Consider the following 16,384-nt stretch of genomic DNA (forward strand, 5'->3'; position numbering starts at 1 on the left):
CCATGGCGACAGACAGTTTTGGAAAGCCATCCCAAACCCGCCCTGTCATAACCCCGAGATAACGCTGAAGAGATCAAATGCTGACTTTAACCAGTGTGTGGACAACGGTACTTCTCGCCGCCGCTGTGGCCCTTGGGCCGCTGGCGACTGATATGTATCTGCCGGCACTGCCACAAATAGGTTCAGACTTTGGAACCGGCACCGATCAGGTTCAGCTGACGCTGAGCCTGTATCTGGTGGGCTTTGCGATTGCCCAGCTGGTGTGTGGTCCTCTGGCAGACCGTTTTGGTCGCAAACCGATCATGATTGGCGGTTTCGTGCTCTTCGCCATTGCCAGCATTGGCTGTGCACTGGCCACCAACATCGAAACCCTGATTCTCTGCCGTTTCCTGCAGGCCCTTGGCGGTTCGGCCGGTCCGGTTCTGGGCCGGGCGGCCATCCGGGATATCTATACGCCCCGCGAAGCCGCCAAGATTCTCGCCATCCTGGCCAGCATCATGGCCCTGGCGCCGGCAGTCGCGCCGACAATTGGCGGCCTGCTGACGGCCAGCCTGGGCTGGGCTTCCGTGTTCCTGGCATTGGGTGGCTATGCCCTGGTGATGGCCGTGGTGGTGGCCTTTGGTATTCCCGAGCCCATGCGTCCGGAGCATCGCCAGTCCCTGAAAATCGGCAGCCTGCTGCGGAACTACCGCACGATTGCGAAAGACATCAGCTTCCTGGGCTACACCCTGACCAATGCCCTGATCTTCTCCGGGCTGTTCGCCTTCCTGTCGGGCTCTTCGTTCGTGCTTATTGATTTCCTGGGCGTGCCGACAGAACAGTTCGGCCTGTACTTTGCCTGTATGGTGGCCGGCTACATTGTTGGCAACCTGACTGCCGTCCGTCTCGGCCGTCGCTTGGTGCCCGACCAGATTCTGGTGCGCGGCCTGATCATTGCCGTGGCTGGCGGCAGCCTGATGGCCGTGCTTGCACTGAGTGAAGTGTTCAACGTCTGGGCAGTCATTCTGCCCCAGGCCCTGTTCATGATCGGCACCGGGATGGTCCTGCCCCAGACCATGGCCGGCGCCCTGGCAAACTTCCCCACCATGGCAGGCTCCGCCTCTGCCCTGTTCGGCTTCACCCAGATGGGCGTTGCCGCTGTTGCTGGCATGCTGGTCGGCCACCTGCACGACGGCACCTCACTGGTCATGGCCTTGATCATTGCCGCCTGCGCAGCACTTGCGATGGCCTGTTATCTGCTGCTGGTTCAGCGTTATCCTGCGAAAGGTTTCGAACCACAAAGTGCGACCGGCAATTAAGGCAAAATCATCCAAAGTGGTCTACACAGAGTACGTAAGACTCTAAACCAGACACCGAGGAGCAAATACCATGAGCAGTGTTAACCTGGACGGCAATCCCATTGAATTGAGCGGCAAATTTCCCGAGACCGGAGACAACGCGCCGCCCTTTACGCTTACCAACAGCGGCCTGGAGGAAGTCAAACTCGACAACTGGGCCGGCAAACGTAAAATCCTGAATATCATTCCCAGCATCGATACCGGCGTCTGCGCCGCCTCCACCCGCAAATTCAACGAAAAAGCCAGCAGCCTGGACAACACCGTGGTCCTCGTCGTTTCTGCGGATCTGCCCTTCGCGGCAGCCCGGTTCTGCGGGGCCGAAGGCCTGAAAAACGTTGAAACCCTGTCCACCTTCCGGAACTACAGCTTCCAGCAGGACTACGGCGTGGCCATGCAAGACGGCCCCCTGGCCGGTCTCTGCGCGCGGGCAGTGGTTGTGCTGGACGAGAACAACAAGGTTCTACACAGTGAACTGGTTGATGAGATCAAGAACGAGCCGGATTACGATGCGGCGTTGAAGGTTCTTTAAGGGCGCAAAATCAAAGCCCAGCAGTTGGAAACACCACCAACGGTCTGGGCAAGGGTGCCGGAACGACTTAGCAGGAGTGTGCATTGCCAGGGATGGCAATGCCAAGCCCCCAGGGAAGGGTTCACGGCGTCTCCTGGTAAGTCGTTCCGGCACCTTTGCTAACACCAAAAGCCAGACCTGTTAGAATCTCGCCCCCAAGCCAAACCGAAGGCCCACAACACCCCGTGCAGACCACCGCCCAGAACCCATCCATGGCCCGCCAGCTCTACACCATGACCTGGCCCATGCTCTTCGGGGTACTGTCCCTGATGACCTTCCAGTTGGCCGACAGTGCCTTCGTCGGTCAGCTGGGCCGGGATCCACTGGCGGCGCTGGGCTTTACCCTGCCGATGCAGCAGCTGATCATCGGTCTTCAGGTGGGGCTGGGCATTGCGACCACGGCGATCGTCTCCCGCACACTGGGTGCCGGCGATGAACTGCGCGCCTACCGTCTGGGCGGCCTGATCATTAGCGTTGGCGGCAGCCTTGTCTTCGTCATTTGCGTGGCGCTTTGGTTTCTACAGGGGCCCATCATGACCGCCCTTGGCGCGGAAGACTCACTACTGCCCCTGATCCGGCAGTACTGGGTTCCCTGGTTAATGGCAGCCTGGACCGGCGCATTCCTGTACTTCGGCTACAGCGTTTGCCGCTCCCACGGCGACACCAAATTGCCGGGGTACATGATGGTGGCCACGAGCCTGACCAACATCGCCCTGGACCCGCTCTATATCTTTGTTTTCGGCTGGGGATTGCCGGGTGCCGCCTGGGCCACCATAACGTCGTTCGGTATTGGCTGCATGGTAATCTACCCGAAACTCCTGAAACGCCACTGGATCCGGTTCGATCTTCGGGAGCTCGCCCTTTGGAAGGCCCTGAAACAGTTGACCGGCATCATGGCCCCGGCGATGGTCAGCCAGCTGATGCCGGCTGTCTCGGCTATGCTGGCGACGGCCCTTGTGGCTGGATTCGGTTCTGCCGCAGTGGCTGCCTGGGGTCTGGGCACCCGCCTGGAATTTTTCTCCATCGTGGTGGTACTGGCACTGACCATGTCGATGCCGCCGATGATTGGCCGCATGCTGGGGGCCGGGGAAATCGAGCAGATTCGCAAACTGGTGCGTCTTGCGGTCCGGTTTGTGGTGGTCTGGCAGCTGGCCATCGGCCTGACCTGGGTGGTGGCATCGGGACTGGTATCCGAGCTGTTCTCCAGCGACAGTGATGTTCAGGAGGTTCTTGCCGGTTATCTGGTGCGGGTACCGCTCAGTTACAGCGGTCTGGGCGTGTGTATGCTGATGGTGTCGGTGTGCAATGCCCTCGGCCTGGCGATGCGGGCCCTGCTGGTGTCCACCCTGCGCCTGTTCCTGTGCTTCCTGCCGCTGCTCTGGCTGGGCAGCCAGCTCAACGGCGTCTTCGGCCTTATGAGTGGTGCGCTGGTGGGCAATCTGTTCGCCGGCGCCATGGCTTACAGCTTTTACCGGGCCGGCATGACGCGTTTGAAGGCCGAGGTATCTTCAGGCAAATCGTGAGCGGAAGCTCTCGGGCACTGTCACCACTTCCTTGCGGTGGTAGTTGAAGAAGACAAAACCGTATTTGGCCAGTGCCACCGGCTGGCCGCTCTCGGCCTTGGTGACCCGGAACACAAAATCCCCGCCATACTTGTTGAAGTCCATAAGGCCCACTTCAAAACGCAGCATTTCCGGGAAGAAGGATTCCGACTGGTACATGGTGGCCAGGTCGGTAACGATAATGCCGGTGCCGTCTTTGCTCGCTTCCTGGATGCCGTAGCTGACCAGGAACTGGGCCCGGGCTTCAGAGAGCATGGAGATCAGGGCGTCGTTGCCGAGGTGGTTGGCGCCGTTGATGTCGGTGATTCTGACGGGCATTCTGGTTTCGAAGGAGAAGACGTCGTCCGGGAAGGAGAGTTTGATTCGGGCCACGGGGGTTCCTGTTTTCACTGGGGATCTTGGGGCGAATCATACGCTGTTCGACTTTAGTGTTCATCTCAAGACGTCCAGCCCCAAATCGGTTATCTTGCTATTGGAAGTTCGCTATGCGCCTCGAGTTATGGTGGAGCGACGGCAGGGAAGGGCCTTCCAAAACACGCTCCTGGCGGCACATCCCTGTGGCGCTTGACTGTCGCCATCCCTGGCTCCAGACAGTTTTGGAAGGCCCTTCCCTGCCATCGTTCGTATTACTCCCGCGCACCAACAACAAGTATTTTAAGATGGAGTCTTATGGATATTCGCCCTGCTGCCACACTGGTTCTGGTTCGTGATACTGCCGAAGGCCTTGAAGTCCTGCTGCTGCAACGTACCTGGGACGCCGTGTTTATGCCCGGCTATTTTGTGTTCCCCGGCGGGCGGGTCGAGGAAAACGAGACTCACGGTCAGGACCATATTATCGGGCCCGGAGACGCCGAGATCAGTCAGACCATGAGTGTCGATGAAGGCGGTGCCGACTATATGTTGGCGGCGGTTCGGGAGTGTTTTGAAGAGTCCGGGGTTCTGCTTGCGGTGGACAAACAGGGCAGCCCGATATCCGGAGATCATCCGGCACATGCTGACCGGAAGTCGGTGTTCGATGGCGATCTGTCTTTGGCCAGTCTGTGCAAAAAACATGGGTTGGCCATTCCCCTGGACAGGCTGGCGTATCTGGGCCACTGGATCACGCCTCCAGGACCGCCACGGCGTTTTGATACGCGGTTTTTTGTGGCGCCCGCTCCGGAAGGCCAGTTGGCCGGTCATGACGGGGTGGAGACCATTGATCATGTCTGGATTCGCCCGGAACAGGCGCTTGCAGACCATCGTCAGGGGGAACGTTTGCTGGGGCTGCCCACCATCCGTACGCTGCGGGTGCTCTGTGATTTTGATAGCACCGATGCGCTGATGCGTTATGCCCACGCCAATCCTCCGGAACCTTACCCGAGCCAGCCCTGGCCGGCGGTCAAAAAGGGCGAGCCGGTGACGCTGGAACCGGGAGCGCCGGCCTATGATGAGGCGGCGAAGCTGGATCCGGAAGGTGAAGGTTCGACTCATGCAGAGATTATTCCCGGAGAAGCGGTTGAGGTCGCTGCCCGGGTCATCCGGTTGACGGCGCCCAACCCGGGCATGATGACCGGGCCCGGGACCAACACCTACATTCTGGGCCACGAGCGCTTCACGGTGATTGATCCCGGCCCCGCCAACGAGTCCCATATCAAGCGGATTCTGGAGGTGACCGGCGGGGTGATTGATCAGGTTCTGGTAACCCACACACACCAGGATCATTCGCCGGCCGTTGCTGCGCTGAAGGAACACACCGGCTGCCGTGTATTGGGGTGGCCGGCACCTCCCGGTGCAGGGCAGGACCAGACGTTCAGGCCGGATGATGAACCGGAACACGGCGATCTGATTGTGACCGAGGCGGGGGTGCTGAAGGCCCTTCACACGCCTGGGCACGCGTCCAATCACCTTTGCTATCTTCTGGCCAATCAGGATTTGCTGTTTTCCGGGGATCACATCATGCAGGGCTCCACCGTGGTGATTAATCCGCCGGATGGGGACATGAAGGCTTATATTGAATCGCTGTACGATCTATTGGCGGAATCCGTCCGCTACATTGCTCCGGCCCACGGGTTTCTGATGGGGCATCCGGAAGCGGTGATCGATTTTCTGATCACTCATCGTCTGTCCCGGGAGCACAAGGTGGCCCGGGCGCTTGAGGCACTGGCTCCTGTGGACCTCAAGGCCCTGACGGCAAAAGCCTACGACGACGTACCGGCAGCAATCCACGGCCTGGCATCTCGGTCGGCCCTGGCACATCTGTTGAAGCTGGAAGCCGAGCACCGGGCCTTCCGGGAAAATGATCTGTGGCATGTGGTACACGCGAAGTGACAGGGCAGTGACAGAATCGTAACCAGAATTCGCAAAAGACCCGTATTCATAAACCCGATCGCCCCCTATTCTTGGGCGTATTGGTGAGGTACGAGAGGACTTATGCTGTTTCGAAGGTTCAAAAACGCCACTTTCCGGTCTCTTCCGTTCCTGATGGTCGCGGCGACCCTGCCAGGGTTGATGTCAGCTGAAGAAAACAGTGACGATGAGCAGAACAGCGATGTGATCGTTGCCCAGCTTGCCGAAGATGAGAATGTGGAAGATGTGGTTCGCTCCGAGCCCCGAGAAGGTCGCGAGCCTGGCTCCGGGGGCGACTCGCCGGCGACTGAACTCCGGCGGGATGAAAATACGCCGGAAAAACTCAAAATTGCTCCAAACATTGACCTTAAAAAAGTCACGCCACGGCCTGAAGCGGATACGGAAACCGAAGCAGGTTCGGATACCCAGCCAGGCGAAGAAGAAATCACCCCGGACGCCGAACAGCCGGAGGTACCCGTTCCCGCAGAGAGCTTTACCCTGCTGGGCCAGGAGATTCTTCCCGGGACCTCAACGCGTCTGGCGTGGTCTCCGGAAATACAGATTGCGGGCCTCTCGCAGATTACCCCGGTACTGGTCGTTAACGGCGTCAATGCCGGGCCCACGCTTTGCCTGACCGGGGCAATTCACGGTGACGAACTCAACGGCATCGAGATCATCCGGCGAACCATGTACGACCTCAATCCGGAAAAACTGACCGGGCGCGTCATTGGGGTGCCCATTGTCAACCTGACCGGATTCCAGCAAGGCAGCCGCTACCTGCCCGATCGCCGGGACCTGAACCGGTATTTCCCGGGCCGCGAGAACGGCAATCTGGCTGACAGGGTGGCCTATTCCCTGTTCGAAAATGTTATCCGTCAGTGCGACATGCTGGTGGATATCCATACCGGCTCACTCAAGCGCACCAATCTTCCACAACTTCGAGCAGACATGAACAATGCCGATGTTGCCGAGTTCACCCGGGGCTTCGATCGAATGGCGGTGGTTCACAGCTCCGGCTCTGCCGGCATGCTCCGCACGGCCGCCGTGGAAGCCGGAATCACCGCGGTAACACTTGAAGCCGGGGAATCCCTGAGAATCCAGGAGCATCAGATTGAGGCCGGTGTTAACAGCCTCAACAGCCTGATGGACAAGCACGGAATGATTTCAAGAATGTTTGTCTGGGGAGATCCGGAACCGGTCTATTACGATTCCACCTGGGTGCGGGCCGAACATGGAGGCATCCTGTTCAGCGAGATTGAATTGGGGGCAAAAGTCTCGGAAGGCGAGGTTCTCGGTTACGTCTCCGATCCGATCACCAATGCCCAGCACCCCATCCGGTCTTCCAGCAACGGCCGCGTTATTGGTATGGCGGTGGATCAGGTCGTCATGGCAGGATTTGCCGCCTACCACATTGGTACGGAGGCAGAAGTTCCGGGAGAGTAGTATGCTAGGCGTTTTTCGGACACCACCAAACCAACAGGAGCCTGTGTGTCGTCGGAGAACGCCGGATTATTATCGCGAATTCCAGGTCTCGCCTACGTCGGTCTGGTTCTTACGCCCCTGTTCTGGGCCGGCAACGCGGTTGTCGCCAGGGGTACCGTAGAGAATATCCCACCGATGTCCATGTCCTTCTGGCGCTGGATCATTGCCCTGGCGATCCTGCTACCCTTCGGGCTTCCGGGGATGTGGCGCCACCGCCAGGTTATCCGCCAGCGGTTCGGATCCATGCTGGCACTGGCCACCTTCAGCGTGGGCGCCTTCAATTCACTGCTGTACCTGGCGGCAACGACAACCACGGCGACCAACATTGCCCTGATCAATGCCACGATTCCCATTTTCGTGGCGCTGCTGGCCTGGATTCTTCTGGGCGACCGGACTCGCCCGATCCAGGCGATCGGGATCGCACTGGCCATAACCGGCATTGTTACCGTGGTGGCCCGAGGTGATCTCTCGGTGCTGACCCGCCTGCAGGCCCAGCCCGGAGATCTGATCATGGTGGCAGCGGTATTCAGCTGGGGGCTTTTTTCGGTGCTCTTGCGGCGACAAGCGGTACCGCTGCCGGCACTGACTTTCCTGACCACCCAGATCCTTCTCGGAACGCTGGTCATACTGCCGTTCTACCTGGCCGATCTGCTTTTCTTCTCCGGTGGCTTCGAGCTTTCGGAAAGCACCGCCATGCCGCTGCTGTATTTCGCAATCTTCCCGGGGATCCTGGCCTATGGCTTCTGGAACCACGGTGTGCATAAAATTGGCCCGGCCAGGGCAGCTATCTTTATGTACCTGACACCGGTCTTCGCCTCCGTTCTGGCTGGCATTTTCCTGGCCGAATCCCTCGGGCTGTTTCACGTTATCGGTGGCCTGCTGATTCTTGCCGGATTGGTTCTGGCCACACAAACCCGAAACCGCACCAACTACCACCCCCCAGAGCAGCCAGCAAAAGGAGACAACCATGGTTGAACACATCGTCAGGAACATTCGCGGCTTCTTTTGCCTCGGTCTGGTCCTGTTAACCGCTGGCCTGTCTGCTCCGGCTGCCGCGGAACCCTGCGATCCAGAGGAATCCAGGTGGGTGCCCACCCGTTACTACCCGGCGGGCGCTGCGGTTTTCCACAAGGGGCAGTGGTATGAATCCCGGGAACTGCACGAGGGGCTGGAGCCGGGCATTACGTTCGACTGGATCAAACTGGATTCGGTGCCGGACTGCAAGGACAGGCGGCAAACGGTCAAACCCTCCCAGACGGGGGATAAACCGGAAAAGACGCAAACCGGAACCAGCGAAACAGAGGGCGAGCCCAAACGAGGCGAGACAGCATCCGGTATGTGCGTCCGGCCAGACCCATGGCAGTTCTCCAGAAGCTACACGGTTGGCAGCCTGGTCAGCCATGGCGGTCAGATCTGGGAGGCAATCCGTGAAACCAACGGTGATATGCCCGGCATGAACAAGCCTCCACGCTGGCAGCTGGTGGAGGATCACTGTGCCTTGAAGGGACAGTAACCGGGCCAGGAAAACTAGAGGGCCGCTTCAATACGGCCGATGACCTCTTCCAGGACCGATCTCGGGCAGCCGATGTTCAGGCGCATAAAGCCACTGCCCGGGTCACCAAAGGAGAGTCCGGGATTCATGCCCACACCGGCTTCCCGGACAAAAAAGCGTTTGAGTCCGGCATCGTCCAGGCCCAGTTCGCGGCAATCAAGCCACATCAGGTAAGTACCCTCCGGCGCCGACACCCGAATCCCGGGCAGGCACCGGGCAACCGCCTCTACCACGTAATCCCGGTTTGCCTGCAGATAGGCCATCAGGTCGTCCAGCCAGGGGCCGCCGTGACGGTAACCAGCCTCAAACCCGGCAATGCTGAACGGATTGCATTGGGGCAGATGCATGGACTCGAACACCGCCTTCAGGGCATTCCGCCGGTCGGCGTCGGGAATCACCAAAGCCGACAAGCCCAGCCCGGGCATGTTAAAGCTTTTGCTGGGGGCAATCGCCGTTACCAGCGCGTCATCGGGCTCGGCAAGGTTTGCCAGCATACTGTGCCGGGGCTTATCCCGGAACGTCAAATCACAATGGATCTCGTCCGAGACCACCACCAGCTGCTGCCTGCGGGCGATGTCCAGCACTGCTGTCAGCTCTTCTTCAGACCACACGCGGCCAACCGGGTTATGGGGCGAGCACAGCAGCAGGATCCGGGCATCGGGGCGGGCCGCGCACTGTTCCAGGTGATCAAGATCCATGCGGTAGTGGCCCGGGTCTCCGGTTTCCGAGTCCTCCGGCACCAAGGGGTTTTCGATCACCACCCGGCCGCTGTGCCGCACCGAACTGAAGAACGGCGGATAAACCGGCGGCTGGATGATGACGCCCTCGCCAGGTCCGGCGTAGGCCATGCACGCGGCGTTAATTGATGGCACCACCCCGGGCGCCATCAGTATCCATTCCCGCCGGATCTCCCAGCCGTGCCGGGTGGCGAACCAGTCGATCATCGACTGGTAAAGGCTGTCGGGAAACAGAGTGTAGCCGTAAACCGGGTGGGCGGCCCGCTCACTCAACGCACGGGTGACGGCCTCCGGTGCCGCAAAGTCCATATCGGCCACCCAGACCGGTATCACATTCTCGGTGCCAAAAACCGCCTTGCGGGCATCAAATTTGACGGAACCGGTATTTTCCCGGTGAACGGGACGATCAAACGGGCTGGACACAGGTACTCTCCAGGACAGATCAGGACATTAAAGAACCTATTGTGGTGGGCACGAACGCCCATCGCAACCGCCGCCCCCGAAGGCTGCCATTGCGTTGATCTCCGGCTTTGGTCGAACATCGTCGATTAACACTTGCCCAAGCGGGCCGATACTTGCGAACCTAACGGTTTATTCAATAACAACACCTAACCGTTTCCCGGAGCCTGTTCGATGATTGGCCAGATTCTGTCCACGATGTTGCCGGTTTTCCTGATCGCCGGATGCGGCGCCCTCTATGGGCGATACCGGACGCCAGACATCCAGGGACTGAACGTTCTCAACATGGAGCTGTTTGTGCCCATGCTGGTTTTTGCGGTACTCGCTGACCAGCAGGCTCCGCTGCAGGATTATGCCCGGCTCGCGCTGGCCGCCACCGTGGTGGTGCTCGGTTCGGGGATCGTCCTCTACCCGTTGGCGAAGGCTCTGAAACTGAACCTGAAGACCTTCCTGCCTCCGATGATGTTCAACAATTCCGGCAACATGGGCATACCGCTGCTGGTCCTGGCCTTTGGCGATGCGGCGCTGCCGGCAGCCATTGTGCTGTTTATCGTGGAAATGCTGCTGCATTTTTCGGTGGGTCTGTACATGCTTGACCCGCATACCTCCATCATCAAACGCCTCAAGCTACCCATCGTGTTTGCCAGTATTGCCGGGCTCTCGGTCAACCTCGGGGGTGTGCCCCTGCCGGAGTGGCTGCTGGAGACCCTGAACATGCTCGGCGGTGTCTGCATTCCCCTGATGCTGTTCGCTCTGGGCGTACGTATGCTTGATGTGGATTTCAGCGACTGGAAACTCGGCATGCTGGGTGCCATCGCCTGCCCCGCCAGCGGCCTGATACTGGCCTGGCCGATGATCGCCCTTCTCGACCTTCCAGGGATGCAGGTAGCGGCGCTGTGGGTATTCGCGGCCCTGCCACCGGCCGTGTTGAATTACATGGTGGCAGAACAGTACCGCCAGGAGCCACACAAGGTCGCCTCGCTGGTATTATTGAGCAATCTGGGCAGTCTCGTGGTGATGCCGGTTGTGCTCGGGCTGGTGTTCGCTGCCGGTTACGTTTGATCAGCTACCCCGTTGCCCGTTCTGTGAGCCGAGGAAGGACCCGATGTCTGAAACGATTGCAGTGGTACGCGCCACCCGCCCCAATTTTCTGGTACTCGCACCACTGTGTGCCGGCCTTGGCGTCGCGGTGGCCTGGCACCAGGGCGAGCCACCAGCCCTTCTCGACACCCTCCTGGTCCTGATCGGGGCATTGCTGGCTCATGCTGCGGTCAATCTGCTTAACGAATACGAAGACTTTGTTTCCGGGCTGGATCTGATCACCCGCCGCACGCCGTTTTCCGGGGGAAGTGGCGCATTACCGGAGGTTCCCTCCGCCGCAAGGCACGTGTTATTGGCGGCTTTAGGTACCCTGGGGCTGGTTGTGGCCGTCGGCCTCTACTTTCTCTGGCTTCGGGGCCTGCCCATGCTGGTGCTCGGCGCCGCCGGCGTTGTGTTAGTGCTGACTTACACCCGCTGGATTACCCGCTCACCGGTGATTTGCCTGTTGGCACCAGGGCTGGGGTTCGGTCCGGTCATGATTCTGGGCAGCCTGATAGCCCTCGGGGCCCGGCTGGATGCAACCGCCCTCGCCGTTTCCGCCATTGGACTTCTGATGGTTAGCGAGTTATTGCTGATCAATCAGATCCCCGATGCCGAGGCAGACCGGAAAGTCGGCCGTCGGCATCTGGTGATCACACTGGGCCAGCCAGCTGCCGCCGGTCTGGTGGGCGTTTTGTTGCTGGGCAGTTACGGCGTTCTGATCTCCGCGATTCTGATCGGCTGGCTGCCAGCCTGGGCAGCTCTCGCTCTGGCACCGTTGCCGGCAGCCGTCTGGGTAAGCGCCAGGCTGCCGCGCGCTCTCGAGTGCCCCCGACATCTCAATGCCGTTCTCGGTGTCAATGTCGCGGTGCTGTTGGCGACCCTGGCGTTATTGATCTGCGGGCTCAGCCTTTAAACCGGAACACACTCACTCGGGAACGAAGCTGTCCGGCAAGCACCGCGAGATCACGGCTGGCCCCAGCCACCTGCTCCGACCCCGCTGAGGTCTCAACGGTGGCATCATGGATGCGGCTGATATTGCGGTTGACCTCTTCCGCAACAGAGCTCTGTTCTTCAGAGGCACTGGCAATCTGGGCGTTCATATCATTGATCGCGCCTACCTCACTGCGGATTCTTGCCAGGGCGGCCTCCGCCTCTCTGGTCTTGTCCACGGTCGTGCGCGCAAGCTCCCGACTGCTTTCCATTACCTCGGTGGCCTGGCCGGCGCCAGTCTGCAGGTTACCGATCATCTCCTGGATCTCACGGGTCGAATCCTGGGTCCTGGAGGCCAATGACCGTACCTCGTCGGCCACTACGGCGAATCCTCGGCCATGAGTTCCCGCCCGGGCCGCTTCGATCGCTGCATTCAGCGCCAACAGGTTGGTTTGCTCGGCAATGGCGTTGATCACTTCAATGATCTTCTCGATATTGGCGCTGTCTTCAGACACCCGATGAACCGTTTGCGTTGCCTGCTCCAGGGTTTCCGCCAGCTCTCCGATGGACGCTGTGGTTTCCTGTACCACGCGATTCCCGCTCTCCACTTCGGAGTCGGCTTTCTGGGTTGCAGTTGCGGCGCTGGCCGCGAAACCGGCGACCTCATTCACCGTGGCAACCATCTGATTAACAGCGGTGGCCATCTGCTCCGCCTCGGTAGCCTGGAGACGGATCTGTCGGCTGTTGTTATCCGAAGTGCTTTCAAGTTCAGAAGAGGAAGTAGAGAGCTCTTCTGCGGCAGACCTCACTTCCCGGATAATGCCGCCCAATCGCTCCACAGTGTCCTGCAGCGCACCCATCACGCTATCCGGGTACCTGGTCTGGAGTTCCTGGTCCAGCTCACCATCGGCCAGCTGACGAATGGCCCGGGCAACATCCTCGGGCTCACCCCCAAGAATCCTCTTCAACCTGCGGATTATCACCAGGGCCACCAGGGCCCCCAGAACCACCGCGAGACCCGTGACAGACAGGTTCAGCGCGTTGAATGTGCTCGCAGCCTCACGCACGTCATCAACACCGCGGGTTACCACATCTTCCTGGTAATCGATAAACGCGTTCACCCGTTTGAGCCATTCAGAATACGCGCTGGATACATCGCTGAGCAGAAAAGCCCTCGCCTGATCAACGTTACCAGCAAGGCGCAATTCCAGGAGTTCATCGGTCAGTGCCAGGGTTCTGCGCTCTATCTCTTTTATCGCCGATAACAGTTCCTTCTCCCGGTCGTTCGCCCCCTCTTCCCGAAACATCGTATCCATCGGGCCGGCAGAATCCCGGTAGAACGCCTTCAGACGCTCAATATCCTGAAGGTGTCGTTGCAGATCGCGATCATTTTCCACCAGCACCGCATCGCGAATGGCGATGGCCCGGTCGTGGACACTGCCCCTGAAATTAATGGCGTAGCGCTGCTTGACGGCGGCACCATCACCCACCTCGGTCAGGGTCCTGTCGATAAAACCGACCCGCTGGTTACCAATCAGACTGATGGCAATCATCAGTGACAGGATCAGACCAAAACCAAGGGCTAGGCGTTTCGCAACGGTGAGCTGGCCAAACATGGATAGACTCCAGACGCTTTTATTAAATGAACCTATGTGTTCTCCGAAAGTGGCAGTCTGGATCAATCAATAGCCCGCATACCCTCCTTTTTTGACAATACTTTTCATTACTGCAATCAATCTTTACATCCCGGCCCGGGATCCCTTGCAACTGCAGGCACTTTGACCGATGGTTAAAGCAGATTCTGACTGATTGCATTCACGATACGGAGGTCTCCCCATGAGTGTACTTCTCCTGCTGATCAGTGCCCTGGCACTGATCTACCTGGGCATCGGCGGCACCACGGCCGCTGCGGTAATGTCCATTGCGACCGTCGTGGGTCTGTTCCAGGATGAATGGCATCTGCTCAGCATACTGTGCGGGGGTGTTCTGCTGGCGCTGGCTCTGATCCTTGTTATCCCCGGCGACCTGCGCCTGGACAAACTCAGCCGGCCGCTGCTTGGCTGGGTTCGCAGCCGCCTGCCCAAACTCTCAGACACCGAAGCCGAAGCCCTCAAATCCGGCTCGGTAGACTGGGACGGCGAGCTCTTCTCCGGCAAACCGGAATGGAACAAACTGCTGGATGCAAAACCGGCACACCTTACCAGCGAGGAACAGGCTTTCCTGGACGGCCCGGTGGAAAAACTCTGCGCCATGCTGGATGACTGGAAAATCACCCATGAGCAGTACGACCTGCCGGACAAGGTCTGGAAGTTTATCCGTGAAAACGGCTTTTTCGGCCTGGTGATTCCGAAAGAAGACGGTGGCCTCGGCTTCTCCAACACCGCCCATTCTGAAATCGTGATGAAGATTTCCACCCGCAGTGTCTCTGCCGCCGTCACAGTCATGGTGCCCAACTCCCTCGGCCCTGGTGAGTTGCTGATGCACTACGGCACCGATGAGCAGAAACAGCACTATCTGCCAAGGCTGGCCGGTGGTGATGAGATTCCCTGTTTCGCCCTGACCTCCCCGGTGGCCGGTTCCGACGCCGGGGCCATTCCGGACAAGGGCATCGTCTGCAAAGGTGAATGGAACGGCAAGGAAGTGCTGGGCCTGAAAGTCACCTGGAACAAGCGTTACATTACCCTCGCGCCAGTAGCGACACTGATCGGCCTGGCCATCAAGGTCTATGACCCCGAAAAGCTGCTGGGCGACACCGATGACATCGGTGTGACCTGCGTGCTGGTGCCGCGGGAGACTGAGGGTGTCAACGCGGGGGCCAGGCACCTGCCCATGAACACGGTATTCATGAACGGGCCAACCTGGGGCACCGATGTCTTTATCCCCATGGATCAGGTCATTGGTGGCCAGGACATGCTCGGCAAGGGCTGGACCATGCTGCTGGAGTGCCTCTCCATCGGCCGCTCCATTTCCCTGCCGGCCCTGGGCACCGGAGCTGGCAAGGTGGCCAGCCTTGCTACCGGCTCCTATGCCTACACCCGGGAGCAGTTCGGCCGATCCATCAGCCAGTTTGAGGGTGTACAGGAAGCCCTCGAACCTATTGCCGGCTATACCTACATGATGGACGCTGCCCGGCTGCTGACCTCCGGCATGCTGGACCGTGGCGTAAGGCCGTCGGTGCCGTCCGCCGTGCTGAAATATCGCAATACCGACCTCATGCGGGAAGTGATCAACCACGCCATGGACGTAGTCGCCGGCCGTGGCGTCATCACCGGTCCCCGTAACTTCCTGGCCCGGGCCTACCAGGCGGTGCCCATCGGCATCACTGTGGAAGGCGCCAACATTCTCACCCGCAGCCTGATGATCTTCGGCCAGGGGTCTATCCGCTGCCATCCGTTTATTGTTGAGGAGATCGAAGCGGCTGGTATGGAGGATGAAGACAAGGCAGCGAAGAAATTCGACGCCATCTTCTACCGCCATCTGGCCCACACCACCCGCAACGCTTTACGTGCCTTATTGCTGGGCCTTACCCGGGGCTGGATCGAATCGGTACCACGTCAAGGCGATATCAAACCCTGTTACCGACAGCTGGCGCGGTTCTCGGCGGCTTTCGCCCTGATGACCGATGTCACCCTGCTCACGGTCGGTGGCGGCCTGAAGGCCCGCCAACGGCTCTCCGGCCGCATGGCCGACTGCCTGGTTCAGCTGTACTACGCCACAGCCGTGATCAAGCAATGGCATGAAGAGGGTTACCCGGATGACCAGCGGCCGTTGGTGGAATGGTGTCTGAAGACCTGCCTGCACGACCTGCAGGGCTCCATGCGCGAGGCGATCATCAACTTCCCGGTGCCGGCCCTGCGCTGGCCCCTGCGTCTGCTGGTGTTCCCGCTCGGAGCCACCGGCCTCAACGGCCCCGATGACAAGCTGGGCGCGAAGGTCGCGGAATCCATCGTCAAGGACACCCCGGTGCGCCAGCGCATCAGCCGCGGTGCCTACACCACCATGGATCCGGAGGATCCGCTGGGACGGGTACTCAATGCCTACAAGCTGGCCAACGAAACGGCAGAGATGCGCAGCCGGCTGCATGAGGCCATTCGCAACCGCGATGAGGACGAATTGGACGGCATTGCATTGCTGATGGGCCATGAGCGCAAGGAACTGGTGGACTGGGCCTGTGACCAGGGCATCGTGAAAAAAGAGGAGTGCGACAAGCTGCTCGAAGCTCTGGAAGCTCTCTACGATGTTATTCGTGTGGATGCCTTCGATGCCGATGGTCTGAAAGCGCTGTCACGGTGCGCCAAAGGCAAGCGCAAGGTGGTCGAACGTCCGCCAAGAGAAGAAAAATAGGGCGC

The 16,384-nt window shown here is 59.7% G+C and carries 13 protein-coding genes; 10 read left to right on the forward strand and 3 right to left on the reverse strand.

Annotated features, from left to right (window positions below):
• Positions 1-77 precede the first annotated feature (77 nt).
• From ACESMK_RS00595 to ACESMK_RS00605, 3 genes are all read left to right on the forward strand, one after another.
• The gene (locus tag ACESMK_RS00595) at positions 78-1,298 is read left to right on the forward strand and encodes a Bcr/CflA family multidrug efflux MFS transporter (RefSeq protein ID WP_372994228.1); all 1,221 of its coding nucleotides are present in this window, start codon (positions 78-80) and stop codon (positions 1,296-1,298) included.
• A gap of 70 nt (positions 1,299-1,368) precedes the next feature.
• The gene (tpx, locus tag ACESMK_RS00600) at positions 1,369-1,866 is read left to right on the forward strand and encodes a thiol peroxidase (protein WP_372994229.1); all 498 of its coding nucleotides are present in this window, start codon (positions 1,369-1,371) and stop codon (positions 1,864-1,866) included.
• Positions 1,867-2,117: 251 nt separating this feature from the next.
• Positions 2,118-3,428, forward strand: coding sequence for an MATE family efflux transporter (locus tag ACESMK_RS00605; RefSeq protein WP_372994231.1), 1,311 nt, complete (start codon positions 2,118-2,120; stop codon positions 3,426-3,428).
• On the opposite strand, the gene ACESMK_RS00610 is transcribed toward ACESMK_RS00605, so the two are convergent.
• Complete coding sequence (locus ACESMK_RS00610; protein WP_372994233.1) at positions 3,414-3,839, reverse strand: thioesterase family protein; 426 nt, start codon at positions 3,837-3,839, stop codon at positions 3,414-3,416. The two genes, ACESMK_RS00605 and ACESMK_RS00610, sit on opposite strands and share 15 nt — an antisense overlap.
• Positions 3,840-4,136: 297 nt before the next feature.
• Between ACESMK_RS00610 and ACESMK_RS00615 the strand changes: the two genes are divergently transcribed.
• The 4 genes from ACESMK_RS00615 (at position 4,137) to ACESMK_RS00630 (ending at position 8,787) form a co-directional block, all read left to right on the forward strand.
• Positions 4,137-5,774: an MBL fold metallo-hydrolase gene (locus tag ACESMK_RS00615; RefSeq protein WP_372994235.1), complete on the forward strand. Its 1,638-nt coding sequence runs from the start codon at positions 4,137-4,139 to the stop codon at positions 5,772-5,774.
• 102 nt (positions 5,775-5,876) lie between these two features.
• On the forward strand, positions 5,877-7,235 hold the full coding sequence (locus ACESMK_RS00620) for a succinylglutamate desuccinylase/aspartoacylase family protein (RefSeq protein ID WP_372994237.1): 1,359 nt from the start codon (positions 5,877-5,879) through the stop codon (positions 7,233-7,235).
• A gap of 45 nt (positions 7,236-7,280) precedes the next feature.
• A complete protein-coding gene (locus ACESMK_RS00625; protein ID WP_372994239.1) occupies positions 7,281-8,249 on the forward strand; it encodes a DMT family transporter in 969 nt (322 codons plus the stop codon).
• Positions 8,242-8,787 carry a carbohydrate-binding protein gene (locus tag ACESMK_RS00630; protein WP_372994241.1) on the forward strand — a complete coding sequence of 182 codons (546 nt, stop codon included), beginning with the start codon at positions 8,242-8,244 and terminating at the stop codon, positions 8,785-8,787. The genes ACESMK_RS00625 and ACESMK_RS00630 overlap by 8 nt, the downstream gene beginning before the upstream one ends.
• A gap of 14 nt (positions 8,788-8,801) precedes the next feature.
• On the opposite strand, the gene ACESMK_RS00635 is transcribed toward ACESMK_RS00630, so the two are convergent.
• Positions 8,802-9,986 (reverse strand): MalY/PatB family protein, encoded by a 1,185-nt coding sequence (locus ACESMK_RS00635; RefSeq protein WP_372994243.1) that lies wholly within the window; start codon positions 9,984-9,986, stop codon positions 8,802-8,804.
• Positions 9,987-10,196: 210 nt separating this feature from the next.
• Here ACESMK_RS00635 and ACESMK_RS00640 point away from each other — a divergent pair, with 210 nt between their 5' ends.
• Positions 10,197-11,084 (forward strand): AEC family transporter, encoded by an 888-nt coding sequence (locus ACESMK_RS00640; protein ID WP_372994245.1) that lies wholly within the window; start codon positions 10,197-10,199, stop codon positions 11,082-11,084.
• A 43-nt stretch (positions 11,085-11,127) separates the two neighbouring features.
• The gene (locus tag ACESMK_RS00645; RefSeq protein WP_372994247.1) at positions 11,128-12,018 is read left to right on the forward strand and encodes a prenyltransferase; all 891 of its coding nucleotides are present in this window, start codon (positions 11,128-11,130) and stop codon (positions 12,016-12,018) included.
• On the opposite strand, the gene ACESMK_RS00650 is transcribed toward ACESMK_RS00645, so the two are convergent.
• Complete coding sequence (locus tag ACESMK_RS00650; RefSeq protein WP_372994249.1) at positions 12,008-13,651, reverse strand: methyl-accepting chemotaxis protein; 1,644 nt, start codon at positions 13,649-13,651, stop codon at positions 12,008-12,010. The two genes, ACESMK_RS00645 and ACESMK_RS00650, sit on opposite strands and share 11 nt — an antisense overlap.
• A 220-nt stretch (positions 13,652-13,871) precedes the next feature.
• Here ACESMK_RS00650 and ACESMK_RS00655 point away from each other — a divergent pair, with 220 nt between their 5' ends.
• Positions 13,872-16,379, forward strand: coding sequence for an acyl-CoA dehydrogenase (locus ACESMK_RS00655; RefSeq protein WP_372994251.1), 2,508 nt, complete (start codon positions 13,872-13,874; stop codon positions 16,377-16,379).
• Positions 16,380-16,384: the final 5 nt, after the last annotated feature.

It is taken from the genome of Marinobacter sp., assembly GCF_041687235.1.
Taxonomy (GTDB): Bacteria; Pseudomonadota; Gammaproteobacteria; order Pseudomonadales; family Oleiphilaceae; genus Marinobacter.